This is a genomic window from Paraburkholderia elongata (genome assembly GCF_013177735.1).
GTDB lineage: Bacteria > Pseudomonadota > Gammaproteobacteria > Burkholderiales > Burkholderiaceae > Paraburkholderia > Paraburkholderia elongata.
The window spans coordinates 1-23,798 of record NZ_WOEZ01000140.1 but is presented as its reverse complement, the minus strand read 5'-3'; the positions used below and the strand labels follow the sequence as shown (position 1 = coordinate 23,798).

Below are 23,798 nucleotides of genomic sequence, written 5' to 3'. Positions count from 1 at the left end.
GTCTGCATCCGGCAATCCGCTTAATCCGTAAGGCCCATTGTCAGGATGCGATGGCTACTACTACAGGAAGCACTCGTTTCGAATAGCCGCCGCGCTGCTACACTTTCGCTATTCACGATCATGCGCGGCCAACCGGCAGAGAACGCGATGCACATGCAAGGAAATGCAGCGGCCGATAGTGACCGTAAGGCGGGCGACTTCGAGGCCCGGCGTCGCGACGAACTGAACCGGCTTCTGTTGCGGACCGGTGAAGGCGACCAGGCGGCATTCGCCACGCTCTATCAGCGCACTTCTGCAAAGCTGTTCGGAATTTGCGTGAAGATGCTGCGCGATCGCAGTGAAGCCGAGGACGTGCTTCAGGACGTCTATGTCACGGTATGGCGCCGCGCCGCGATCTTCGACCCGGGACTGGCCGGCGCCGTCACCTGGCTCGCGGCGATCGCGCGCAACCGGGCGATCGATCGCTTGCGCCGCCGCCGTGAGGAATCGATGGATGAGTCGACGGAACAGGAAATCGTCGACGAAACCCCTTCACCGGCGGCGATGGCCGAGCGCAGCCAGGAGCGGCGGCGTCTGGAGCATTGTCTGGAGTTGCTGCCGGCCGAACACGGAAAGATCGTGCGGGAAGCATTTTTCACGGGCGCAACGTATGCCGAGCTGGCGGAGCGCCTCAATGTGCCGCTGGGCACCATGAAAAGCTGGATCCGGCGCAGCCTGATCCAGCTTAGAGCCTGTCTCGAGCAATGAATACGCCATTACACGACCCCGACGACCTGCGGTGCGCCGAGTACGTACTGGGCGTGCTCGACGCTGCTGAGCGCAGGGAGATCGAAGAGGCGATGCAGCACGATCCTCAACTGGCGGCAAACGTGGCACGCTGGCAGAACCGCCTGATGCCGTTGAACGAGGATATCGCCGAGATGACGGCTCCTCCGAAGGTGTGGGCGCGCATTCAGTCCGAGCTGGGTTTAGCGCGGCCCGCGCCACGTGTCGGCCTATGGGACAACCTTCGTTTGTGGCGCTTGATCGGTATCGGTTCGAGCATCGTGGCTGCGGCGCTCGCTATCGTGTCCGTGGTGCCTGTCGGGCGGCCCCCCGTTACCGTGCCGGGCAATCATGACTACATGGTCGCCAGCATCGTCCGGGAAGGCGGCGCGGCGGGGTGGACCGCCACCGTCGACGTTCAGCGTGCCCGCATGGTGATCGTTCCCGCAGACGGCGCACCGGCGGTGGCCGACCGTTCCACCGAACTGTGGATCATCCCGCAGGGCGCTCGACCCATCTCGCTGGGTGTCATTGCGGCGGACCGGCCGACTATCGTGTCGCTGCCGCAGGCCCGGCTCGCGCAATTGAATTCCCGTGCGATCCTGGCCGTGTCGCTGGAGCCGCATGGCGGCTCTCCTACCGGACAACCCACCGGGCCGGTGCTGGCGAAAGGGATTGTCGGCGGGACGTGAACTGTTGTTGCAGCCATGTACTTCACGTGTATCAGCATTTTATTGACGCGCGTGCATCCGCCGGTCCGTTTGACCCGTATCTTCGATTGCTTCCAGTCCGGAAGCGTCGATCTTTCGGGGAGAACCGAAATGCAATCCTGCAACGATATGAAGACTATCGGCGCGATGTTCGCGCTCGCGCTGACCTTGGCAACGGTGACGCCGGCCGCATTAGCCGGATCGATGTCCACGGATAACACCGTGGAAGTCGGCGGCGCTGCGATGTATCCGTCAAAAAATATTATCGATAACGCGGTGAATTCGAAGGACCACACCACGCTGGTTGCGGCCGTCAAGGCCGGCGGTCTAGTGGATACGCTGTCGGGCAAGGGGCCATTTACGGTCTTCGCACCGACCAACGAAGCATTCGCGGCGTTGCCGCCCGGGACAGTCCAGACGCTGCTCAAACCTGAGAACAAGACGACGCTGGTGAAAGTGCTCACGTATCACGTCGTACCGGGCCGGGTCACCGCACGCGATCTCGCCATGGCCGTCGAACAGGGGGGCGGTAAGGCAAGCCTGAAAACGGTTGAAGGCGATTCGCTTATCGTCAGCAAGGACGGCAAAGGTTGGGCCATCACCGACGACAAAGGTGATGTCGCACATGTGACGATTGGCGACGTCATGCAATCCAATGGTGTGATTCATGTCGTAGACACGGTGCTGATGCCTTGACGTCTGTGTGAAAACCTCGTGAGACTGGCTGTTGCGACGACGATCGTGCTCAATGCGGCAGATCGGCGTCGCACTGTACCCGCTGAGTCGTCAGGCACATCCTTTGGGACGACGATCGGCGATTCGGGCACCGCCCTACCTCTGCATGCTGGCAATCAAACCTGTGCTTTCAAGGCGCGGGGTTCAGCAGGGTTTTGTCGGACGCGTACAGATCTTCAGCTTGCACCACCACCGCGGTGACATTGTCACGTCCGCCGTGCGCTATGGCCAATTCGACCAGTTCATCGGACGCGCGCTCACACGCCACCGAGGTCAGCACCGCCAGTATTTCCGCATCGCTGACTTCGTTGCTGAGCCCGTCGCTGCATAGCAGGAAGACATCACCGTCCGCGACTTCGATCGCATCGTCATCGAGTTCGAGCACATCCGTCGCGCCGACCGCGCGCGTGATCATGTGCTGCGCCGGATGATGCCGCGCCTCTTCGTCGGTAATCACGCCGAGCGACTTGAGTTCTTCCACCTGACTATGATCGCGCGTGAGTTGCCGCAATTGCCCTTCTCGATACAGATAGAGGCGGCTGTCGCCGGCCCATAGATAACCGCAGAAGCGGTCGCAGGCTAGCAGCACGATGACTGTGCTCCCGATCCGTTGCACCTGGCGGCGAGCGGCTTCGTCCCGCAGTTGGCGGTTGGCTGTTTGCAGCCGTGCCCGCGCGTCGGCGATGCAGGTTTTCATGGCGAGCGGCGGCGCGAGCCGGCTCAGCGCATCGATCACCAGACGGCTCGCCAGATCGCCGACCGCATGCCCGCCCATGCCATCGGCGACGGCCCAGCGCCCGGGTTCGGGCTGGTCGAGGCAGGCATCTTCGTTGATTTCACGGACGCGTCCGGCGTCGGAACGCGCGGACGACGTCCATCGAAATTGGCTCGGACAGGTCACAAGGGCTGCACCGTATCGTTTCTGCTGCGTGCGTCCGGGGAGACGTTGATATTCGAGTTCGCGCCGGTGTTGCGCACATCCACCGACTGGAACGTGTTGATCATCTGGTTAGCATAGAAGTTGTTCGAAATGTCGTACAGGTTCACGACCGGACCGATGCTCGGCGTTTCCCGCACAAAGGGCTGAATCCAGCCGTACACCCACGGCGCGCCGCCGCCGCCGCGGATCGCCGCCATCGCTTTACGGTCGAGCGCGAGGTTGAGCGAGAGGTCGTTCACAGTGATTGAAGCCATGTCGTTCTCCGGTTGGCCGCCTGCGTCGGGCGCGCGGCTGAAAAGGAATTAGACGTGATGGTGCAAGTGCTATGCCAATTCGCGGCTCGCGCGCACGCTTTCTCGTAACGCGTTGATTGCGCGGCGATTCCGTGCGCTTGTGTATGCGGCGCCTGTTCATGCAGCGATGCAGAGGTCGGGACGTACCCAACATCCGGGCGTGTGCACCGATGCAGGACCCAACACATTGGGCAGTCTTCCGAACCCTGAAGGACACGCTCGCGACGGCTCAACCGGCGCCCCGAAATGATCGACGTAGGCCAACACATCGGCTTGTTTTCTGTCGGCTCACAACGGACACCTGCTGGACTCAAACCCCCTTGCAATTCCTGCCAGCCCTTTAAATAAAGGCTTTTACGCGCCTGGCCCGGATGATGCGAAAGAACTCGCAACAGTGTTGGATATTGAAGCGAGGCCAGCCATGAACACGAACCATCTTCCGACGAGCAGCGAAGGCCGCGACGCAAGATGCAATGAAGCATCGACCATCGACCTGCCGATCGGCGCGCACCTCGTCACGCAACGGAGCGGCTACGAACATCACGGAATTTACGTCGGCAATGGCCGCGTGGTCCATTACGCGGGCTTTGCGAGCTCGGCGCATCGCGGCCCGGTGGAAGAGGTGGAATTAACCCGCTTCGCCGCCGGTCATCCATTGACGATCCGCCCGACTCCGAGCGCCCGCTACGTTGGCGACGAAGCTGTGCGCCGCGCGCGCTCCCGCCTCGGCGAAAACCATTACCGCCTGCTGACGAATAACTGCGAGCACTTCTGTTCTTGGTGCCTGCTTGGCGAAAGCCGCAGCGAACAGGTGCATTGCTGCTTAAGGCATCCCCGCGCCGGCATGCATGCGCTGGTGTGTCTGGTTAAGGCGTTTGTCGAAAGCGCCGCGAAGAATGGTCAGGTTGCCGCCCAGCTCGCGTGAGCGAGCGGGAACGAGTTGAGGAATTCAGGGATTCAAGGAGCGCATCATGGTTACCGCGGAAAAGAGCTTGCACTGGGCCGTCGATAAATGGCTCGCGCCGACACCGTCGATGCCTGCGCGTGTCGTGCGGTTTTGCCACCGCGCGTCGCAGCATCAGCGCTACGTCTGCGTGGAAGCACTGCGGCCCAGCGGCTTGCTGTCAATCTTCTTCTTCCGTCATGACGACGGCTCGTGGAACGTGTTTCCGCCGCAAGCCGAGCGGCCTGCCATGAACGGCCATCGCCGCGCGGCAGTTTGCTAGCTTTGGGCATGCGAGGCCGCTTCCTTGACGATCCACTGACTGAACAGCAGCATCGCCGGCGTCATCGGTTTGCCCTTCAACCACGTCAGCCAGTAGCTGCCGGCATGAACTTCCACCTCGAACGGGCGCACCAGCCGGCCCGTGTTGATCTCGTGATCGAACATCAGCGCCGGCGCCAGCGCGATACCCGCACCCTGCATGGCCGCTTCCACCATGAGCCGCGACGAATCGAACACCGGTCCGCGAATCGGCTGCGGCGGGATGCCGGCGGCCGCGAACCAGGTCATCCAGTCGTCGACGCGATAGGACCGCAACAAGGTTTCGCTGGCGAGATCCGTGGGTTCGGACAGACGCCTGGCGATTTCAGGCGCACACAGAATCGCGAGCGGCGCGTCGAGCAGCCGGGTAGCGAGCGAACCTGGCCAGGTGCCGTCGCCGAAACGAATCGCAAAGTCGAGGCCTTCTGTGGCGAGATCGACCAGATTGTTGTTCGTCAGCAGCCGCAGCTCGACAAACGGATGCGCGTCGCGAAACGACTTGAGCCGCGGCATCAGCCAGCCCACCGCGAAGGTGCCCACCACGCCGACCGTCAATACCTCGTGAAAGTGGCCGCCGTCGAACTGCTTGAGTACGGCTTCGATGCGATCGAACGCATCCGTGAGGACAGGGCGTAGCGCGAGGCCCTCGTCCGTCATCGCCAATCCGCGCGGCAGACGTTTGAAGAGCGCGGTGCCCAGCCGTTCCTCCAGTGTCCTGACCTGCTGGCTCACGGCTGCCTGGGTGACGTTCAATTCGAGCGCGGCGCGCGTAAAGCTCAGATGTCGCGCGGACGATTCGAAGGCGCGCAGCGCATTCAACGGGAGATACGGTCTCATGGCGAAGGCATAAGTTTTTCTAGGGTATCGACTAACTTATCATCGTTTGCCAGCAGCCGCCGGAAAACCGATAGTTGCGGCTTCACATAAGGAGCGGCGATGATCACAAGACGGAAGTTCGCGGGCGCGATGCTCGGCGTTTCGATAGCTGGGGTTGCGGTTGGTAGTGGCGGCGCGTTTGGAAAAGTGGTGAAGGCGGGCGCCATAAAGCAGGGAGGCGGCGTGGCCAAGGCGGACGCGATTCGTCAACGGCTCGCACAGATCGAAGTGGAAAGCGGCGGACGGCTCGGCGTTTCGATCGTCGATACGACGTCCGGATTGCATGCCGGTTTGCGGACGGACGAGCGATTTCCGATGTGCAGCACGTTCAAACTGCTGGCGGCGGGCTTTGTGCTGACGCGCGTGGATCACGGACAAGAGGATCTGGAACGCCGCATTGTGTTTTCGAAAAACGATCTTGTGCCGTACTCGCCGGCCACCAGCCAGCACACCCGCGAACGCACCGGCGACGCGGGGATGAGCGTCGCCGACTTGTGCAAGGCGGCCATTACGCTCAGCGACAACACCGCGGCCAATCTGCTGCTGGCGAGCTTTGGCGGCCCCGCCGCTTTGACCGCGTTCGCGCGCAGTATCGGCGATGGCGTCACGCGTCTTGACCGCAACGAGCCGACGCTGAACGAAGCGACGCCCGGCGATCCGCGCGACACCACCTCGCCCAACGCAATGCTCGGCAATCTGCGCGAGTTGCTGCTGGGCGAGCGTTTGTCCTCGTCGTCGCGTGCGCAACTGCTGGCCTGGCTCGCCGCCAATCAGACCGGCGGCGAACGGATTCGCGCGAAGCTGCCGAAGGATTGGGGCGTTGGCGATAAAACCGGCACGGGCGATCACGGTACGGCAAACGACGTCGCGATTCTTTGGCCGCCGGGACGCGGGCCGATTCTCGTGACGGTCTACCTTACTGAGACGAATGGCGATGCGGCACGCTGCAATGCGGCGATTGCAAGCGTCGGTGCGTTGGTGGCGGCGTTGGTTTGATCGAGGCGTGCGTTGACAAACCATGCGTCATCGCGCACAATTTTTTCCGCCCAAGGGCCACGACAAATACCTGACTAGCAACAGACGGTCGGCTATCCGTGGACTTGGGCGTTTTCATTTCTAGGCGCGCGCAATACGCGAGTCGGCCGGAATTTGAGCTACAGACTGAGGGGCGACTGCAGCCGGAATCAACTTGCCTCGCACCAGCAACCCAAGCGTCTTTACCACCAGGATTCCGATCACCACATTCGCCGCGACGAACAAAACCGGCGCAATCCATTCGAGCGGACCCGTTGCGCCTCGTTCGACCATGCGGACCGCCATTGTCGGCAATGCGGCTACACCGAAGCTGAACGCCCAGTATCCCGGCACGAATGCTTGCTGGCGAATCCACGGCAGCAGGCGCAACAGCAGCAAGGCCTGGTAGAGCCCGTAACCGAGCAGAATCAGCGCGAACAGGTCGGGCGCCCCGCTGCTCAGGCTCAGGTACGTCACACCGCCCACCACCGGCGGCGCGAGCTGTACGCCGAGGATGGGACGCAGTGCTTCGGGCAGCGGTTCATGTACGGCGGCGCGGTGCAGGATCAGCGATTCGATCGAGAGCCACAACAGCAAGCCGGCGCCGAAGAACAGCCCGCCAAGCTGATGAAAACCGAAGGCAGCCGCCGCCGTGCCCGCGACAAAACTCGGTGCCACGGTCGGCAGATAAATGGCGGGCGTGATCAGCTCAGGCTTGCGGCCGCCTTGCCAGAGCCGTCCATGCAGGTACACGCCGAGCGCCAATTGGGCGGCCACAGCCACACCGAACAGCGCAAGCGCAACCGAATGCGCATAAGGCTGCAAGAGCTGCGCTGCCAGCAGACTCGAAACCGGCCCGAGTGCCGCAAACGATGATTGCACCGGATGCTGCATTTCCGCACGAGCTTCGGCTGAATTCGTCAGCCACTTATGCCCGTAGGCCAGCAGAACCACCAGCCACACCGCAAGCGCTGCGATGGTCAACACGTCTGCGGCGACCATGGGCAGATGCCACACCCTGATCGCCACACGCCACAAGTTGGCGAACGCCAGCGCGCCCACCGCGATGCCGAAGAAAGAAACCGGAATCGTGCCACGATTGCTGTTCATCACCCATCCTCCGAAACGTTGCGATGCGCTCCGGCATTCCGGTGGCCGGCACTCCGGTGGCCGGCACTCCGGTGGCCGGCACTCCGGCCCTCCAGCTTTGCGCGATCGATAACGCACTGTAGAAGCCGGCGGTAAAGCGGTGAATGCGGGGACGGCTCAACAAATGGCGCGATCGTCTCAAGGTGCAGCCGTAGCGCGCGCTTCGCCGTGTTTCGCCCTCGAAGTGGGCGTTTACCCAGCCGTCAAACCGCCATCCGCTCCAGCATCGCGAGAAGGGTGTTGAATGAAAGCGGCTTGCGCGCGTATTCGATGGTGGGATTCGGCTGCGCGGGGATTTCCGCGGCCGCGCTGCACAGGATGATCGGAATGGCGCGTAGATCGGGGGTGTCATACAGTGCGGCGCACAGTTGCGGCCCCGACATGACCGGCATCATGCAGTCCGACACGATGATGTCGGGCCGGGTCATGCGGATCTGTTCAAGGGCGGCGCCGCCGTTGGACGCCGTCAGCACGGTATAGCCGTGCCGCTCCAGCAACAGTCGCCAGACCGTGACGATGTCGAACTCGTCGTCCACGAACAGGATGGTTTTCATGGGTGGCTACGCATGTATCGCTCATTCGCAACGTGTCAGCAATTCGCATTCCCGCTCGTTGTGGCGGCGTCGCGTGCAGGCAATGGATGCGCGGATTCCGCTCTGGCCCGGCCAGTTGGCGAACGGCGGGTCGGCGGCGGAACGCAATGCGAGTGAGGGTGCAGGAGCGTGCGCGAGGGGTCTATTGCTCACCGGCAGTTATCGCCGGCGTGCAGGCAAGTTTTTCAACGCGCCGTATACAATTCGGCAGCGCCTGACTTTTGCCCAATACTGACCTGATCCCACTCATGCCGAATCCGACCCGGGCCTTTCTTCTCGGCCCGCTCCTGAAAGGCGTTTCACGCTCCTTCTATCTCACCCTGCGCGTGCTGCCCGTCGGGATGCGCGATCCGATCGGCCTCGCCTACCTGCTGGCACGTGCGGCCGACACGATTGCGGACACCTCGCTGATCTCGCCCGAGCAACGCCTTGCATTGCTGCTGTCGCTGCGCGACCAGGTCAACGGCGCCCCGGACGACGGCGCGCTGTTCCAGCGCATGGCTGCCGAAGTGGCGGGTCAACAGGTCCAGTCCGATGAAAAGGTCCTGCTGGAATCGCTCGGTCCGGCACTCGAGGTGCTTTCGCAACTGAGCGAGTCCGACCGGAAGGCCGTCCGCGAGATCGTGTCGACGCTGACCGAGGGCATGGAATTCGACCTTCGCACGTTCCCCGACGAACGTTCCGGCCAGATCGCCGCGCTACGCGAGTACGAGGAACTCGACCGCTATACCTACCTGGTGGCGGGCTGCGTCGGCGAATTCTGGACCACCATGACCTACGCGCACATGCCCGGCACGCTGAAAGAGCGGCCCGAGACCATGGCGCGCCGCGGCGTGCGTTTCGGCAAAGCGCTGCAGATGACCAACGTGCTGCGCGATTGCGGCAAGGATTTGCGGATCGGCCGCTGTTATCTTCCGCAGACGATGCTCGGTCAATATCGCCTAAGCGCGGAAGATCTCTTGCAGCCCGTCAACTCCGTTCGCGCTCGGCCTCTGATGGTCGAACTCGTGCGCAAGGCACTAGATCATTTCCGTGAGGCCCTGGACTACACGCTGGCGATTCCCGCGTTGTCGGTGCGTTTACGCCTCGCCTGTTTGTGGCCGATTCTGATCGGTCTGGAGACGCTGCTGTTGCTGGTGGATAACGATGCCTGGCTCGACCCGGCCAAGGTCTCCAAGGTCCGGCGCAATCAGGTGTACCAGATCATCGCGTATTCACTGCTGCTGGTGCCTTCGAATGGCCTGGTGCGGGCGTCGGTTGAAAAGCGGATCAAGCAAATCGAAGCGCGACTCTGAGTGTCGCTTCCGCTTTGCAGTTAGTTAGTTATCCATGGTAGTGGCGATCATGTTCGGCCAGCGCATCCCGTTCGACGGCCGGGGCGCGCTGGTGTTCGTGACCATGCTGATTATCTGCTACGTATATGCGTTCACGGCGTACCTGCTGTTCGAGCAGAATGCGAAACGCATGCAACGTGGCATCCGGCAATTCCGCTTTCTACGGAACAAGCCTGATCCAGCCATGCCGCATAGCTGATTCACGTGGCAGTACCCCTTAACTTAATCCGCATCATTGAATAGCCCCGAATCGGGAAACCCCTAGCATCCTGCATTGATAGTTCGCGTTAGTCTCTTCAAAAGAGGAGACGGTCCATGAGACAAGCGTTCAATATTGCCGTGGTGTTGTTGCTTGGCTATCTGATGGCAGATAGGGCGCTGATGCGCGCACAAGCGGGGGAAATGGGAACAATAACGTGCCACCAGGGCGCGGAACTGGTCAAGTCGAACGCGTTGAAAAAAGGCTTCGGTGACGCCGGGGCCAGCAGCCAGGGCGAAAATTTCCTGTCGAGCTGCCTTGTCACGGGGCGTGGCCAAGTGGGCGATCTGATCGCTCGCGAATGACGCAAGCAGCCTGGCATCACTGAGGCTTCAACGGGGCGTAACACTACATAAAGAAAAAGCGCCCAGACCGTGAAGGTCCGGGCGAAGTCATCGGGAGCCCGATGACGGAGGTATCGAATACAGAACTGGCCCGCGATCGGGGATGCTCGGTCGCGGGCCAGTTCGTTTGAATCAGAGCGCGCGGGTGTTTTGCGCGCTTAGCGGCCGACAGGGCAAAGGGCGGGGCCTCTGCGGATCGTTTCGCTGGACAGCTGGGTTGCCGGCCTGCTCGCCAGCTCAGTTGCCCGCTGGGTTGCCTGGGCAGTTAGCAGCTTAGTTGCCGAAGTAAACCGACTTCGGACCGTTCGCCGGAACCGGGTGGCCCGACTGCGACGAGCCGCTCACCGCACCGCCGTAACCGCTTTCCGCGGATTGCGCGGTACCGTTTTGCGCAGCGACACGGGCTTGCGCGGCCTGAATGTCAGCCGGGTAGTACGGGTCGGCACGGCCCGGCTCGTAGCCGGCCTTTTCGAGTTGAATCAATTCTGCACGCACCTGAGCGCGGGTCACGGGCTGGTTGGACTGCGCAAACGAGGCAACGGGAGCGGCCAGCACAGTCGCGATAACAACGGCTTGAATCAGCGATTTCATGATGAACTACCTCCAGTTCGGTCTTTATCTTGCTACGAACGTTCTTGTTCGTAGTCAGTGATTGCATTGTAGTTTTGCGATCTGGCCGGAGTAATCAGCAATTCAGGTAAGGTTTGTTGCGAGATTTGAGATAAAAGAAGGGAACTTCAATTGATGAGCCCTTGCGCGCACGGCTTGCTACGAGCGCGATGCTGCGACCGGGGCGCCGTCTTGCGGCGTCTTCGCAGGGACCTCTGCGGACTGCGACAGCCGCGTGAATGCCTGCGCGGTGCGCGCTTCACGATCATCTCGGGCTTGATAGAAGTCTTTGCTGAGCCACTGCCCAAAACGCATCATCGCGGAACCGAGCGCGCTCTTTAACCGAACCCACCCCGTCTCGGTAAGCGCGAGGCGCGAAGCCGACTCCACCAGATCCGCGGCCAATTTATCCAATTCTGCGTGCAAGTGGTCCGCGAAATGATGGAGTCCATGCTGATTGCTGTTCGACGACTTTCTTTCCAGGTCGACGTGCTCCGCAATCAGCGATTGATTGGTCACGCGGATAAAAGGCGCCGTATCGGTCCGGGCCATTCCTGTAGAGCGGATCGCCAGTCCGACGCTTGCCGCGGCCTGCGTGCGGTTGCCGAGCGGTGCAAGGTCCCACTTGTCGCAGAGGTATTTCAGCAGGCTGCAATGATCGAATTGTGTATGGCACACGCCTCTATCGCACCATGGAGAGACGAGAATGGCGGGCACACGCACGCCGAGTTGGGTGAAGTCGAAACTGTCCGTGTGTTCGTCGGGCGCTACCGCGTTCGACGGCGGAGGCACATGGTCGAAGAAACCACCGTGCTCGTCGTACAGGATGACTAACAGTGTGCTTTCCCACAATGCCTGATTGGAACGCAACGCATTGTAGGTGTCGGCGATCAGCTTCTCCGCCTTCATGATGTTGTGCGGCGGATGGTCGTCGTTCTGTGCTTCACCGAAGTATTTCGGTTCGATGAGAACGAACTCCGGAAACTCGTTCGCGGGGCCGGCCGCATCGTCGAAGAATGTGTCGAAACGCCGGTAATTTGCGAGGTTCTTCGCTCGACGCTGGTTTTTCAGCAGCAGCGACGCCGGAAAGTCGTAGAAGTAGATCTTCCACGTTTTCTCTCCGTCATTCAGGCGGTCGAAAATCGTGTCCTGGTTTTGCTCCGTGTACCACCTCGGATTCAGGGCGTCGAGTCCCACGGGCATCCCCACTTCACCCATCGACGTGCCCGTCAGCGCGAAATACCGATTCGGCCAGGTTGGGCCGGGCAACGACGAAAACCACTTGTCACACACGGTGAATTGCTCGCCGAGCGTGTGTAATGCCGGGAGAAAACCGCGCGGGTAATAACCCATGATGTCTTGCCGCGCGGCGAGGGTGCTCTTCGGGTAGTCGTTCGCGAACGATCGAACGAAGCCGCCGTTGTTTCCCGTGATCTGGGCCAGCACAGCCTCGTGTCCGTGATCCGGATCGTGCTGCATCTGCCGCTCTTGCGTCGCCTGAGGGAAGAATGTATGGCCTTTACCGTCGTCGTTGGACTTTGACGCGGCGTTGCGTATTCCATCCAGACCGGCGTGCACTTCGTCCAGACAGCCGAGCATCTGATCGAAGGAATGATTTTCCATCAACAGCAGGACGACATGTTCGATCCGGTCCTTCGGCGCGTTCGCCGCAGTTGCCGCCTTTGACGTGTTTGCCTCGCTTGCTGCCGCTTCGCCGTCGTGGACGTCACTCATATTCAACGCTCCAGCAGGGGATTGGATGGATTTTTTGTGCGTACTTCCGTGTCAGCTCGATCAGGTGATGCCAGCGTTGCAAACGTAGCGCAAAACGCGCCATTGCGAAAGTGTGTTGTGCTTCGATCCGTTATGCTGAATGAGTGCGAGGCGGAACAAACAAAGCGGAACGAAAAAAGGGCGCCGACGGCGCCCTTTCTTTCTATACGACCTGACGGTCAACTCAAACTGCTGCAGGCCGCCACTTCAACAGCCGCTGTTCGACCGTCGTCAACAGATAGTCCGCAGCCAGCGCGACCACGGCCAACACGATCATTGCCGCAAACACACCGCTTGCATTGAACGCACCTTGCGCAGTGGAGATCAGCAGACCGATACCTTGCTTCGAGCCGAGGAACTCGCCCACCACCGCACCGACCAACGCAAAGCCGAAGCTCACGTGCAAGCTGGCAAGAATCCAGCTCAACGCCGACGGGATCACCACTGAAGTCGTCACCTGACGGCGCGACGCACCCAGAATCTGCGCATTCGCGATCATGTAGCGGTCCGCTTCACGCACGCCCTGGAACGCATTGGCGAACACGACGAAGAACACCATCACCACCGCCAGCGCCACCTTCGAAGCCATGCCAAGACCGAGCGAAATCACGAAGATCGAGCCGAGCACCACGCGCGGAATCGAATTGGCGATCTTGATGTACAGGCTGAATACGTCGGACAGCAGCTTGTTGCGGCCGAGCACGATGCCGCAGAACACGCCCGCCACTGAACCGATGATGAAGCCAAGACCGGTTTCTTCCAGCGTGACCCAGACCTGCGTAAGCAATGGACCTTGCGATGTGCCGTTCACGAACCAGTCGATGATCTGATTGAAAATCGCGGTCGGCATCGAGAAGAAGAACGGATCGATCCATTTCAGGCGTGCGGACAGTTCCCACCCGCCGAGCACAACCACCAGCACGATAATGCGCAGCGAGATCACCAGCGCATGGCGTTGCCGGATACGTTTTTGCGCGACACGCTCGACCTGGGCGAGCGTCGCGGGATCGATGCCCGAAGGCATCGTTTGTTGAGGGGTAGTAGACATATTTGCCGTTCCTTGATTAACCGATCTGCACTTCTTCGCGCAGGTCATGCCAGATGTCGCGCGAGATTTCGATGAAACGCGGGTCGTAACGAACCTCCGACGTGACGCGCGGACGCGGCAGATCGATTTCGTACACTTTCTTCAGCGTGGCCGGGCGTGCCGTCAGCACGAACACACGGTCGGCGAGCGCAATCGCTTCTTCCAGATCGTGCGTGACGAACACCACCGAGCCGGCGCCGCCCCACAGTTGCAGCAGTTCGTCCTGCATCAGCGTGCGCGTCTGCATGTCGAGCGCCGAGAATGGCTCGTCCATCAGCAGGATTTCCGGCTTGTTGATGAAGGTTTGCGCAAGCGCCACGCGCTTTCTCATGCCGCCGGACAGTTGATGCGGATAGTGCTTGCCGAACTTGTCGAGGCCCACGCGGCGCAGCCATTCGTTGGCTTCGTCGTAGGCGGCGGATTTCGAACGGCCGCGATACAGCGGGCCGGCCGCGACGTTGTCGATCACCGAGCGCCACGGGAACACGGCGTCGGCCTGAAACACGAAGCCGATACGCGGATCGATGCCGTCCACCGGCGCGCCCATCACACGCACTTCGCCGGTGGTCGGCTTCAGCAAGCCGGTGATCATGCTGAGCGTGGTCGACTTGCCGCAGCCCGTCGGACCGACAACCGCGACGAATTCGCCGCGCGCGACCGACATGCTGAAGTCGCGCAACGCGATCGTCGCTTTGCCGTCCGGAGAAATGAAACGGCACGATACGTTGCGCATCTCGATGGCGGGCGTATCGCGGGACATAGGTTGATTCATCGGCTGGTGCCTCGCAGTTCTCTTGATGTTGAAAGGGCGTTACTTCGCCGCGGTCTTGACCGCTGACGACACGTAGTCGTTGGAGTAGGTCTTGGCGAGGTCGATATGCTTACCCTTCACCGAAGGATTGAATGCCGACAACACCTTCAGAACAGTGTCCGGGCCGTCGGCGGGCATCTTGCCGTCCTTCGTGAACATCGGCAGCGACGCCTTCAGCGCGCCGACGTACAGGTCCTTGTTGTTGCCGTAGTAGTCCTTCGGCATCTTCGCGGCGATCTCTTCGGCGCTATGCGTCGCGATGAAGTTCAGCGTCTTCGCGAACGCGTGCGCGAGTTTCGCGGCGTCGTCCTTGTGCGACTCGGCCCATGCGCGCTGCACGTAGAAGCTCGAAGCCGGATACGTGCCGCCCAAAGCGGCGCGCGTGCCTTCCACCGTGCGCATGTCGACCAGCACCTTGGCGTCGCCGGTCTTAAGCAGTTGCGAGACGGTCGGCTCGGTGGTCATGCCCGCGTCGATGCGGTTCTGCTTGATGGCCGCGATAAAGCTGTTGTCCGCGCCAACCGGCAGCAGCGTGTATTGCGTGGACGGCACGCCCGCGCGTTGCGCGAGGTATTGCGTGAGGAAGCTGGTCGACGAGCCGAGGCCGGTCACGCCCAGCGTCTTGCCCTTCGAGTCGGCCATGCTCTTGAACGTTTCGGAGGCCTTGGTGGAGACCATTTCCACTTCACCCGGCACCTGACCGAAAATCACCAGCGCCTGGACTTCCTTGCCCTTGCTCTGCAGGTCGATGGTGTGATCGTAGAAGCCCACCACGCCTTGCACCGCGCCTGCGAGCAGTTCGTTTTCCGCATCCACGCCGGCCGGTTGCGAGAGGATTTCGACGTCGAGGCCTTCGTCCTTGAAGTAGCCGAGTTGCTCCGTGAGCTTGGCCGGCAGATAGATGATCTTGGTGGCGCCGCCGACCATGATCGTCAGCTTCTCGGCGTGAGCCGCGGCCGAAGCGGCGGCAAGGGTGAACGCAACACCTGACACAGCGGCAATCTGGCGCAAGGTACGCATGAAGCAGTCTCCTTAGGTTTGGTCGCCGCGATGTGCGGATGCGGCGCTTTCTGGATGAATGACGGGGATTATAGAAATCGGAAACCTTCTGGCAGCTTTCGAGGCCTGGGGCAATTCATGGGTGTTAACCCGATAATCCACCGCAACGGGTCCGCCACCCCTAGGAAAACCCCACAACGTGTGCCACAAACTACGCAAGCCGCGCGCAAAGCCCTTGTTTTACGGCACAATCGGCGTCCTGACTTTTGCCGCGCATTGAGTTGCCTATTTCGCCGCCCCCGCCATGAAGCTGCTGCTTATCGAAGACAACCCCACGCTGGCGCACTGGCTCGCGAAGATGCTGGAGCAGGAGGCGTTCGCGCTCGACGCCGTGCAGGACGGCGACTCCGCCGACCGCTTGCTGCGCACCAATCACTACGACGTGATCCTGCTCGACCTGAATCTGCCGAAGCTGTCGGGCAAGAACGTGCTGCGCCGTCTGCGCCAGCGCGGTGACGCCACGCCGGTGCTGATCCTCACGGCGAGCGGCTCCATCGACGAAAAAGTGGAACTGCTCGGCGCCGGCGCGGACGACTACCTGGTCAAGCCTTTCGAAGTGCGCGAGCTGGTTGCGCGGATCAAGGTGGCGATCCGGCGTCAGTCGCCGTCGAATTCCAGCGAGGTGGTGTGCGGCGATCTCTCGTTCGACATCGACACGCGCCAGTTCACGCTGAAGGGCGCGCCGCTGAACGTCACGCCGCGCGAGCGCTCGGTGCTCGAAACGCTGATCCTGCGTTTGGGCAAGACGGTGACAAAACCGGCGCTGGTCGACGCGATCTTCACGCTCGCTGACGAGCCGAGCGAAGACGCGGTCGAAATCTACATTTCGCGGCTGCGCAAGAAGCTCGACGGCAGTTCGGCAGCGATCGTCACGTTGCGTGGGCTGGGTTACCTGCTGCGCAAGAAAGAAGATGACCAATAGCCTGCGCATGCGCCTGCTGTGGTGGCTGCTGGTGCCGCTCGCGCTATATGTGTTCGTCACCGGCAAAGCCGAGTACGACAACGCGCGGCACACGGCGGATCTGGTGCAGGACAACCAGCTTATCTCGTCGGCGCGGATGATCGCTGGTGAAGTGGAATGGGTGGACGGTTTTCTGCGCGTGGACGTGCCGCCCGCCGCGCTAGAAGTGTTCGTGTCGCCATATCGCGATCAGGCGTTTTACAGCGTGCGGGTCGACGATGGCCGCCTGCTGGCGGGCACGCCGGATTTTCCACAGCGCTCGGCGCTTTCGCCCGACACGGCCGATTACTACGACGCCGACCTCCACGGCCAGTCCGTGCGTGCGGTGGGCCTCGTGCGCCTGATGTACGACAACGGCGCGACGCGCCGCGTACGGGTGACAGTGGGCAAGACGGTGCGCTCGCGCGACGCGATGGCGCAGCAATTGTGGCAGCCGCAACTCGTGCGGCAGATCGAGATGATCGTGCTGGCGGTCGCGCTGGCCTGCATCGGCCTCACTTTCGAGTTGCGGCCGCTAATGAAGGTGAAGGAAGAAGTCGCCGACCGCGACCCCATGCAGCTTGAGCCAATTCGCGTCGAGCGCCTGCATACCGAGTTGCGGCCCATCGTCGAAGCGATCAATCAATGTATCGCGCGGCTCGGCGTGCAGGTGGCCGCACAACGGCGTTTTATCGCCGACGCCGCGCACCAGTTGCGCACGCCGCTCACGCTGCTCGGCACGCAGTTGCAGTTCGCGCGCCAGCAGGACGGTCTGAATCCCGCGCTCGACGAAGCGCTCGCCGCGATGCATCGCAGCAACCGATCGATGGTCGGACTCACCAACAAGCTGCTGTTGCTGGCGCAGGCCGAGGCCGCCGACAACACGCAACTGGCGGTGGAAACGGTGGATCTGGTGCCGCTGGCAATGGAAGTGGTGGAAGATCTGGCGCTGCTCGCGCAGGCTCGGGACATCGATCTCGGCGCGGAACTGAGCGGCCCCGCGCCGGTGGCTGGGCATCGGGGCCTGCTTCAGGCGCTGATCGCCAATCTCGCGGAGAACGCGATCCGCTATACCGGCAGTGGCGGCCACGTCACGGTAGCGGTCAGCGCACACGCCGATTCGGTTGCCGTGTCGGTGCTGGACGACGGCCCCGGCATTCCGGCCGAGTCGCGCAGCCGTGTGTTCGAGCCGTTTTTCCGGGCGTCGGCGGATACGGAAGGAACGGGGCTGGGCCTCGCCATCGTGCGCGAAATCGCGGACGCGCACCACGGGGAGATCGTGCTGAAGCCGGGTGAAGGCGGAAAAGGCGTACACATGACTGTCTCGTTTCCGCGTGCGGCGACGGAAGGACCTCAGCCCGGGTAAATCAGCTGCTTCATCCAGAAGAGAGGAACGACAAATCGTGTTTTCAGGCAGTTTGCGCGGACGCTTGCTGTGGTGGCTCTTGCTGCCACTGGCGGCCTTCGTTTCCATTTCCGGCATGATTTCGTATCGCAACGCGCAAACCACGGCCGACCTGGTTCAGGACAACGCATTGCTATCGTCGATACGCATCATTGGCGAGGACATCGACTGGGATAACGGCAACGTGTCGGTCCAGATTCCGCCGGCCGCGCTCGAGCTGTTCGAGTCGCCGGAACAGGACAGTGTGTTCTATCGCGTCGAAGCGAGCGGCCGCCGCCTGCTGGCCGGCAGTCTCGAGTTGCCGGTGCCGCGCGGCGCGGGCGACGTCCCCATGGTCTATTCCACCCATCTCGCGGACGGCCGCGCCGTGCGCGCGGCTACTTACGTGCGGCAGCTATACGACTCGGGCCGCACCGAAGAAGTCGTCGTAGCGGTCGCGAAGACGGAAGGCTCGCGCGATGCCATGGTGTGGCGTCTGTTGCGTCCGCAACTATTCGGCGAGGTGCTCACGCTGGTGCTCGCGATGGTGTTCGTCTATCTCGGGCTGACCTTCGAATTGCGGCCGTTGATGAAGGTGAAAGACGACGTCGCCGATCGCAACGCGTCGCAACTTGAACCGATACGCGTGGCGCGCTTGCATGTGGAATTAAGGCCTATCGTCGAAGCGATCAACCAGTGCATCGCGCGCATGGGCCAGCAGGCCGCGACCCAGCGGCAATTCATCTCCGATGCCGCGCATCAGTTGCGCACGCCGCTCGCGCTGCTGGTTGCGCAGATCCAGTTCGCGCGGCAACGTGAGAATCGGGACGTGCCGCTCACCGAAGCACTGGCCGGCATGCATAAAAGCAGCCGCAAGCTGACCACCTTGACCAACAAACTGTTGCTGCTCGCCCAGGCCGAGTCCGCGGCGCCCTCCAATACGCGCGAACGGGTCGATCTGAGCGCGTTGATCGCGGGTGTGCTGGAGGAACTGATTGCATTCGCGCAGTCGCGTGCAATCGATCTGGGCGCGGAACTGGAAGACGGTTTATACGTGACCGGCGACGAGGCGTTGACCGCGGCGCTCGTGACCAATCTCGTCGACAACGCGTTGCGCTATACGCAACCCGGCGGCCGCGTCACTGTGCATACGGAGCGCAGCAATGACAGGGCTATCGTGCGCGTGATCGACAATGGACCGGGTCTCAAAGCCGAAGCGAGGGCGCGCGTGTTCGAGCGTTTCTATCGTGCGTCGAGTCACGCCGAAGGAACCGGCCTCGGCTTGCCGATCGTGCGCGAGATTGCCCACCGGCAGGGTGGCACGGTCACGCTCGAGCCGGGAGAGGACGGTGTCGGCCTGATCGCCACCGTCGAGATGCGACTATGGTCGGCGGCGGTTTGATGCGCGGCCACATCAGGAGATACTTATGAAACTGCTGCTCGTTGAAGACGACGCTGACCTCGCGCGCTGGGTGATGAACCTGATGCAGGTCGAGAATTTCGCAATTGACTGGGCGCAGGACGGCGAGCGGGCGGAGACGCTGCTCGGCTTGCAGTGCTACGACGCGGTGCTGCTCGATCTGCGGCTGCCGGGCATTGGCGGCAAGGACGTGCTGGCGCGACTGCGCCGCAAACGCGACAACGTGCCGGTGCTGATGCTCACCGCCAACGGCTCGACCGACGACAAAGTAGCCTGCTTCTCGGCCGGCGCGGACGACTATGTCGTCAAACCCTTCGACGCGCGCGAGCTGGTGGCGCGCATCAAGGCGCTGATCCGCCGCCAGGCGGCCGGCGACAAGGGCCAGTCGATCGACTGCGGCGATCTGCGCTATCTGTTCGATTCCCGCGAGTTCGTACTACAAAACGAACCCATGCCGTTGCGGCGGCGCGAACACGCCATTCTCGAAACGCTAATACTGAAGCAGGGCAAGACGGTCTCAAAGTCCACGTTGATGGACAAGGTCTTCACGCTCGACGACGAACCCAGCGCCGATGCCATCGACATCTACATTCACCGCTTGCGCAAGCATCTTGCAAGTTCCAGCGCGAAGATCATGACCTTGCGCGGCCTCGGCTACATCCTGCGCGAAGAAGAGTCGTGCGAACGGTTTGCCGAGGCGTCGTAATGCCCTTTGGCGCAGCTGTGAATCGCTCGGTGTGCATCGAACATGCACGCGGTGTTATTCGTTTGGTTTGCACAGTATGACTTCGCAGCCCGGCGCTGCGTCCTTGAAACGGATCGACATGCCGTGCATGCCGGCCACCGCCAGCGCAAGGCTCAGGCCGAGCCCGCTGCCAGGCGTGTGACGGCTCGCCTCACCGCGATAAAAGCGCCGCAGCACGGCTTGCTGTTCGGTGGATGCAATGCCCGGCCCGTTGTCCGAAACGGTGACGCCCGCGCCGGTCTTGTCGCGGAACACGGTGATCCGCACATGGCCGCCGTACGGCGCGAACTTGATGGCGTTTTCCACCAGATTCGCCAGCGCCTCGAATAGCAGGTTCGGATCGCCCTGGATGTCGAGCAGCCCCGATACCGTTCGCTGCAGTTCGAAGGCGATCTGCTTGTCTTCGGCAGTCGGATCGTAGAACTCGAACACGTCATCGGCAACGGCGGCCAGATCGACCGTTGTGAATCCCGCGCGGCGCACGCCGCTTTCGATTTCCGAAATGCGCAGCAGCGCGTTGAAGGTGCGCAGCAGCCCACTAGTCTCGACGATGGTTTCATCGATTGCCGCGCGATACTCCGGTTCGGTTTTGGCGCGCCGTTGCGCACGTTCGAGTCCAGCGAGCATTCGGGTGAGCGGCGTGCGCAGATCATGTGCAATCGCATCGCACACGCCTTTGACCTCGTTCATGAGCCGCTCGATTTCGTCGAGCATGCCGTTCACGACGCCGACCAGGCGATCGACGTCGTCGCGTTTCGAATGCATCGGCAAACGCCTGCTGAGATTGCCGGCGACGATTTCCTCGATCGAGGCGGTCACCGCGTCGAGCCGCCGCATTGCTGAAATGCCGATAAGGCTCGCCCCGACCAGGCCGATTACGAGCGTGATCATGGCGGTGGAAAGCAGCGCGTGCAGCAGCTCTTCGTCGAAGTGGTCGAGCTCGCGGGTGTTCTGGCATTGCAACACGATGCGGCTATCGGGCACGCGTGCGGCGATGCATCGGCCGGGCGGGTGGCCGGGCAGCTTTGCGAGCCGCATGGAAAACGGTTGGTCGAAAACAGGGATAACCGGCTGATCGCCCGCGTAGCCGCCGGCAAGATGTTTGCCGGTAGCGTCGAACAGACCGAACGGGCGCTGGTGGCGCGGATCGAACTGGTTTTGATGTTCGAATCGCGCGACCAGCTCGTCCGGTGCTTCGCGTTGCAACTGTGCGTGCTCGCGCATCAGCCAGTCGTCGATGCGCTCCTGTTCGAAACCGGTGATCTCGCGATACAGGTAGCCGAACAGCAGTATCGCGATCACGCCGAACAGCATCAGGAACAGCGTGGCGAGGCGAAAGCCGGTGGTGCGGTGCAGGTCAGTCAGGCGCATGGAGCATGTATCCCGAACCGCGCACGGTATCGATCATCGGAGCTGTCCCGTCCGGGTCCAGCTTCTTTCTCAGGCGGCTGATATGCACGTCGATCACATTGGTCCGCTCGTCGAGCCGGTAATCCCATACCGCTTCGAACAGCATGGTGCGGCTCACCACCTGGCCCTCATGCTGCATCAGGTATTCGAGCAGCCGGTATTCGCGTGGCAGGAGCGGCACCGGACGGCCCGCGCAGCTCACTTCGCGCTTGAGCGGGTCGAGACGCAACGGGCCGACCTGATATTCCTGCACACCGGGCGCCGCTTCGCGCCGGCGCATCAGTGCGTCGAGCCGGGCGGTCAGCTCGATGAATTCGAACGGCTTGGTCAGATAGTCGTCGCCGCCGGCGCGCAGACCGCGCACACGTTCGTCGACCGCGGAGAGCGCGCTCAGAATCAACACCGGCGTGAGCACACCGGCGCTGCGCAACGCCGCCAGCATGCCGAGCCCTTCGAGTCCGCCCGGCAACATGCGATCGAGCACGATGGCGTCATAACTGTTGGCGACCGCAAGCATCAAACCGTCGCGGCCCGTACTCGCGGTCTGCACCTTGCAGCCGTGATCGGTCAGCGCTTCAACGATCTCCGCGAGGGTTTGCTCGTCGTCTTCGACGACCAATACGTTCGACATGCGTTTTTCCAGAAGTGAGCGCGCCGCGAGCCGGTGCGAGCCGGCCGTTTACACTACGTTCGTACCTACGATGTTCCGAAGTATGCCGCGCGAAGCTGCACAGGCGTTTCGCGCCAACATGAAAAAATTTTAATGTAGGCCCCATCACCCTGTTTAGCGTATGCGAATCCTGCTGGTCGAAGACGATACGCGCGCCAGCCATTTTCTGGCGCGTGGCTTGAGTGAAAGCGGTCTCATTGTCGACACCGTGGCCGACGGTGCGACCGGGCTCGCCTACGCGCGGGAGGGCATTTACGACGTGATTGTGACCGATCGGCTCCTGCCGGCGCTCGACGGCGTCGCCCTCGTGCGGCAATTGCGCGCCGGTGGCGATACCACGCCGGTGCTGATGCTGTCAGCAGTTGGCGGGCTGAACGAACGCGTGGAGGGCATCCGCGCCGGTTGCGACGATTACCTCATGAAGCCGTATGCCTTCGTCGAGGTGCTGGCCAGAATCGAGGCGCTCGCGCGGCGCGCGGATCGCAGCAGGATGAGCGAGCGGCTCGAATGCGCGGATCTGGTGCTCGACACCCGGGCGCGAACCGCGACGCGCGGCGGCCGCGATCTGCGCCTGCAGCATCGCGAGTTTCTGTTGCTCGAATGCCTGGCGCGTCGCGAGGGCCAGGTCGTGACGCGCAGCATGCTGCTCGAGGCGGCGTGGAATTACGATTTCGAGCCGCGCGGCAATATCATCGATATGCACATGCATCGGCTGCGGGCGAAGGTGGATCGCGATTTTCCGGTGGCGCTGATTCATACCGTGGTGGGCGCGGGTTATGTGCTGAACCCGGCACCTTAGGCGGTGTTCGGCGACATGGATTCCCTGTGCCACGTCCATTTTCAGACCAGGAATTCGACGACCCCACCGTCTAGGTGGTACATCGCTCCAACAATTTTTACTTTTCCATCCTTCTCCATCGGGGCCAGTACGTTACTGCCATTTCGTATTGCGTCGATCGTGCGTCGAACATTGGTTTTCGCCACCGCATCGACAAACTCATAATTCTTACTGCTTCTGTCACCAGAGTATTGCGTTTCATCCACAGCCGGTCTGATCTTGGCCAGGAGACCCGTCAGGTTTCCCAGTTCAACGTGATCAATGGCACCCTTGATTGCCCCGCATCCGGTGTGCCCCATAACCAATATAACTTTAGCGCCGGCCGCCGCACAAGCAAACTCCAGGCTTCCAATGAGATCCTCATTAGCGATATTGCCCGCGATACGCGCGTTAAAAGTATCTCCAATTCTAGTATCAAGGATAATCTCGGCCGGAGCCCGGGAGTCAATGCAACTCAAGATCACCGCCGCCGGATATTGCCCGCCGGCAGTAGCTTTCTTTTGCGCCAAATAATCGTGAGGCAGCATTTTCCCCAAACGGAAACGTCGATTTCCCTGCTTCAGGTTCTCGATAATCTGGTCCGGTGTCAACTTGTCTCGCTCAGACTTCGATAGCGCCGCCGCGTAAGCCGATTCAACGCCCCCCATGCTTCCCGCCAGCCCAACGGCTGCGACGCTCAGGGCAGTCTTCAGTACGGTACGTCTTCCAACATTGGAGGAGTCGGCCGGACAACAATCAGTTTTCTGGTGCATATCATTCTCCGTAAACAACCGCAA

The 23,798-nt window shown here is 61.7% G+C and carries 27 protein-coding genes; 14 read left to right on the top strand and 13 right to left on the bottom strand.

Annotated features, from left to right (window positions below):
- Nucleotides 1–153: 153 nt before the first annotated feature.
- From GNZ13_RS25605 to GNZ13_RS25595, 3 genes are all read left to right on the top strand, one after another.
- Nucleotides 154–747 carry a sigma-70 family RNA polymerase sigma factor gene (locus GNZ13_RS25605; protein ID WP_236002184.1) on the top strand — a complete coding sequence of 198 codons (594 nt, stop codon included), beginning with the start codon at nucleotides 154–156 and terminating at the stop codon, nucleotides 745–747.
- The gene (locus GNZ13_RS25600; protein ID WP_172169586.1) at nucleotides 744–1,457 is read left to right on the top strand and encodes an anti-sigma factor; all 714 of its coding nucleotides are present in this window, start codon (nucleotides 744–746) and stop codon (nucleotides 1,455–1,457) included. The genes GNZ13_RS25605 and GNZ13_RS25600 overlap by 4 nt, the downstream gene beginning before the upstream one ends.
- A 129-nt stretch (nucleotides 1,458–1,586) precedes the next feature.
- Nucleotides 1,587–2,171, top strand: coding sequence for a fasciclin domain-containing protein (locus tag GNZ13_RS25595; RefSeq protein ID WP_172169583.1), 585 nt, complete (start codon nucleotides 1,587–1,589; stop codon nucleotides 2,169–2,171).
- 169 nt (nucleotides 2,172–2,340) lie between these two features.
- Here the strand turns inward: GNZ13_RS25595 and GNZ13_RS25590 are convergent, their stop codons facing one another.
- Nucleotides 2,341–3,111 (bottom strand): PP2C family protein-serine/threonine phosphatase, encoded by a 771-nt coding sequence (locus GNZ13_RS25590; RefSeq protein ID WP_172169580.1) that lies wholly within the window; start codon nucleotides 3,109–3,111, stop codon nucleotides 2,341–2,343.
- Nucleotides 3,108–3,404, bottom strand: coding sequence for a hypothetical protein (locus GNZ13_RS25585; protein WP_172169577.1), 297 nt, complete (start codon nucleotides 3,402–3,404; stop codon nucleotides 3,108–3,110). Before GNZ13_RS25585 ends, GNZ13_RS25590 begins: the two co-directional genes overlap by 4 nt.
- Before the next feature lie 460 nt (nucleotides 3,405–3,864).
- Between GNZ13_RS25585 and GNZ13_RS25580 the strand changes: the two genes are divergently transcribed.
- Nucleotides 3,865–4,368, top strand: a complete 504-nt coding sequence (locus GNZ13_RS25580; RefSeq protein WP_172169574.1) for a lecithin retinol acyltransferase family protein — start codon at nucleotides 3,865–3,867, stop codon at nucleotides 4,366–4,368.
- Between the two features lie 46 nt (nucleotides 4,369–4,414).
- The gene (locus GNZ13_RS25575) at nucleotides 4,415–4,669 is read left to right on the top strand and encodes a hypothetical protein (protein WP_172169571.1); all 255 of its coding nucleotides are present in this window, start codon (nucleotides 4,415–4,417) and stop codon (nucleotides 4,667–4,669) included.
- On the opposite strand, the gene GNZ13_RS25570 is transcribed toward GNZ13_RS25575, so the two are convergent.
- Nucleotides 4,666–5,544, bottom strand: a complete 879-nt coding sequence (locus tag GNZ13_RS25570; protein ID WP_172169568.1) for a LysR family transcriptional regulator — start codon at nucleotides 5,542–5,544, stop codon at nucleotides 4,666–4,668. The two genes, GNZ13_RS25575 and GNZ13_RS25570, sit on opposite strands and share 4 nt — an antisense overlap.
- 99 nt (nucleotides 5,545–5,643) lie before the next feature.
- Here GNZ13_RS25570 and bla point away from each other — a divergent pair, with 99 nt between their 5' ends.
- Complete coding sequence (bla, locus tag GNZ13_RS25565) at nucleotides 5,644–6,579, top strand: class A beta-lactamase (RefSeq protein ID WP_172169565.1); 936 nt, start codon at nucleotides 5,644–5,646, stop codon at nucleotides 6,577–6,579.
- A 120-nt stretch (nucleotides 6,580–6,699) separates the two neighbouring features.
- On the opposite strand, the gene tehA is transcribed toward bla, so the two are convergent.
- Nucleotides 6,700–7,707, bottom strand: a complete 1,008-nt coding sequence (gene tehA, locus GNZ13_RS25560; protein WP_172169562.1) for a dicarboxylate transporter/tellurite-resistance protein TehA — start codon at nucleotides 7,705–7,707, stop codon at nucleotides 6,700–6,702.
- A 242-nt stretch (nucleotides 7,708–7,949) separates the two neighbouring features.
- Nucleotides 7,950–8,300 carry a response regulator gene (locus GNZ13_RS25555; protein WP_172169559.1) on the bottom strand — a complete coding sequence of 117 codons (351 nt, stop codon included), beginning with the start codon at nucleotides 8,298–8,300 and terminating at the stop codon, nucleotides 7,950–7,952.
- Nucleotides 8,301–8,587: 287 nt separating this feature from the next.
- Here GNZ13_RS25555 and GNZ13_RS25550 point away from each other — a divergent pair, with 287 nt between their 5' ends.
- From GNZ13_RS25550 to GNZ13_RS25540, 3 genes are all read left to right on the top strand, one after another.
- Entirely contained in the window at nucleotides 8,588–9,634 is a 1,047-nt protein-coding gene (locus GNZ13_RS25550) for a phytoene/squalene synthase family protein (protein WP_172169556.1), read from the top strand.
- Nucleotides 9,635–9,683: 49 nt separating this feature from the next.
- The gene (locus GNZ13_RS25545; RefSeq protein WP_172169553.1) at nucleotides 9,684–9,872 is read left to right on the top strand and encodes a hypothetical protein; all 189 of its coding nucleotides are present in this window, start codon (nucleotides 9,684–9,686) and stop codon (nucleotides 9,870–9,872) included.
- Between the two features lie 116 nt (nucleotides 9,873–9,988).
- Nucleotides 9,989–10,237 carry a hypothetical protein gene (locus GNZ13_RS25540; protein WP_054035535.1) on the top strand — a complete coding sequence of 83 codons (249 nt, stop codon included), beginning with the start codon at nucleotides 9,989–9,991 and terminating at the stop codon, nucleotides 10,235–10,237.
- Between the two features lie 312 nt (nucleotides 10,238–10,549).
- On the opposite strand, the gene GNZ13_RS25535 is transcribed toward GNZ13_RS25540, so the two are convergent.
- The 5 genes from GNZ13_RS25535 to GNZ13_RS25515 form a co-directional block, all read right to left on the bottom strand.
- Nucleotides 10,550–10,867: a DUF4148 domain-containing protein gene (locus GNZ13_RS25535; protein WP_172169550.1), complete on the bottom strand. Its 318-nt coding sequence runs from the start codon at nucleotides 10,865–10,867 to the stop codon at nucleotides 10,550–10,552.
- Nucleotides 10,868–11,044: 177 nt separating this feature from the next.
- Complete coding sequence (locus GNZ13_RS25530) at nucleotides 11,045–12,619, bottom strand: alkaline phosphatase family protein (protein WP_172169547.1); 1,575 nt, start codon at nucleotides 12,617–12,619, stop codon at nucleotides 11,045–11,047.
- A 223-nt stretch (nucleotides 12,620–12,842) separates the two neighbouring features.
- On the bottom strand, nucleotides 12,843–13,706 hold the full coding sequence (locus tag GNZ13_RS25525; RefSeq protein ID WP_172169544.1) for an ABC transporter permease: 864 nt from the start codon (nucleotides 13,704–13,706) through the stop codon (nucleotides 12,843–12,845).
- Between the two features lie 16 nt (nucleotides 13,707–13,722).
- The gene (locus tag GNZ13_RS25520) at nucleotides 13,723–14,517 is read right to left on the bottom strand and encodes an ABC transporter ATP-binding protein (protein WP_097395642.1); all 795 of its coding nucleotides are present in this window, start codon (nucleotides 14,515–14,517) and stop codon (nucleotides 13,723–13,725) included.
- A 39-nt stretch (nucleotides 14,518–14,556) separates the two neighbouring features.
- On the bottom strand, nucleotides 14,557–15,576 hold the full coding sequence (locus GNZ13_RS25515) for an ABC transporter substrate-binding protein (RefSeq protein ID WP_172169541.1): 1,020 nt from the start codon (nucleotides 15,574–15,576) through the stop codon (nucleotides 14,557–14,559).
- 283 nt (nucleotides 15,577–15,859) lie between these two features.
- Here GNZ13_RS25515 and GNZ13_RS25510 point away from each other — a divergent pair, with 283 nt between their 5' ends.
- The 4 genes from GNZ13_RS25510 to GNZ13_RS25495 are packed head-to-tail and all read left to right on the top strand — an operon-like array spanning nucleotide 15,860 to nucleotide 20,065.
- Nucleotides 15,860–16,537 (top strand): response regulator, encoded by a 678-nt coding sequence (locus tag GNZ13_RS25510; protein ID WP_172169537.1) that lies wholly within the window; start codon nucleotides 15,860–15,862, stop codon nucleotides 16,535–16,537.
- Nucleotides 16,527–17,921, top strand: a complete 1,395-nt coding sequence (locus GNZ13_RS25505) for a sensor histidine kinase (protein ID WP_172169534.1) — start codon at nucleotides 16,527–16,529, stop codon at nucleotides 17,919–17,921. Before GNZ13_RS25510 ends, GNZ13_RS25505 begins: the two co-directional genes overlap by 11 nt.
- A 37-nt stretch (nucleotides 17,922–17,958) precedes the next feature.
- On the top strand, nucleotides 17,959–19,341 hold the full coding sequence (locus GNZ13_RS25500; protein ID WP_172169531.1) for a sensor histidine kinase: 1,383 nt from the start codon (nucleotides 17,959–17,961) through the stop codon (nucleotides 19,339–19,341).
- Between the two features lie 25 nt (nucleotides 19,342–19,366).
- Complete coding sequence (locus GNZ13_RS25495; RefSeq protein WP_172169528.1) at nucleotides 19,367–20,065, top strand: response regulator; 699 nt, start codon at nucleotides 19,367–19,369, stop codon at nucleotides 20,063–20,065.
- Between the two features lie 54 nt (nucleotides 20,066–20,119).
- On the opposite strand, the gene GNZ13_RS25490 is transcribed toward GNZ13_RS25495, so the two are convergent.
- A complete protein-coding gene (locus tag GNZ13_RS25490) occupies nucleotides 20,120–21,475 on the bottom strand; it encodes a sensor histidine kinase (RefSeq protein WP_172169525.1) in 1,356 nt (451 codons plus the stop codon).
- Nucleotides 21,462–22,145 carry a response regulator transcription factor gene (locus GNZ13_RS25485; RefSeq protein WP_172169522.1) on the bottom strand — a complete coding sequence of 228 codons (684 nt, stop codon included), beginning with the start codon at nucleotides 22,143–22,145 and terminating at the stop codon, nucleotides 21,462–21,464. The genes GNZ13_RS25490 and GNZ13_RS25485 overlap by 14 nt, the downstream gene beginning before the upstream one ends.
- A 160-nt stretch (nucleotides 22,146–22,305) precedes the next feature.
- Here GNZ13_RS25485 and GNZ13_RS25480 point away from each other — a divergent pair, with 160 nt between their 5' ends.
- A complete protein-coding gene (locus tag GNZ13_RS25480; protein ID WP_172169519.1) occupies nucleotides 22,306–22,983 on the top strand; it encodes a response regulator transcription factor in 678 nt (225 codons plus the stop codon).
- Between the two features lie 41 nt (nucleotides 22,984–23,024).
- On the opposite strand, the gene GNZ13_RS25475 is transcribed toward GNZ13_RS25480, so the two are convergent.
- Complete coding sequence (locus GNZ13_RS25475) at nucleotides 23,025–23,798, bottom strand: carbonic anhydrase family protein (RefSeq protein ID WP_236002183.1); 774 nt, start codon at nucleotides 23,796–23,798, stop codon at nucleotides 23,025–23,027.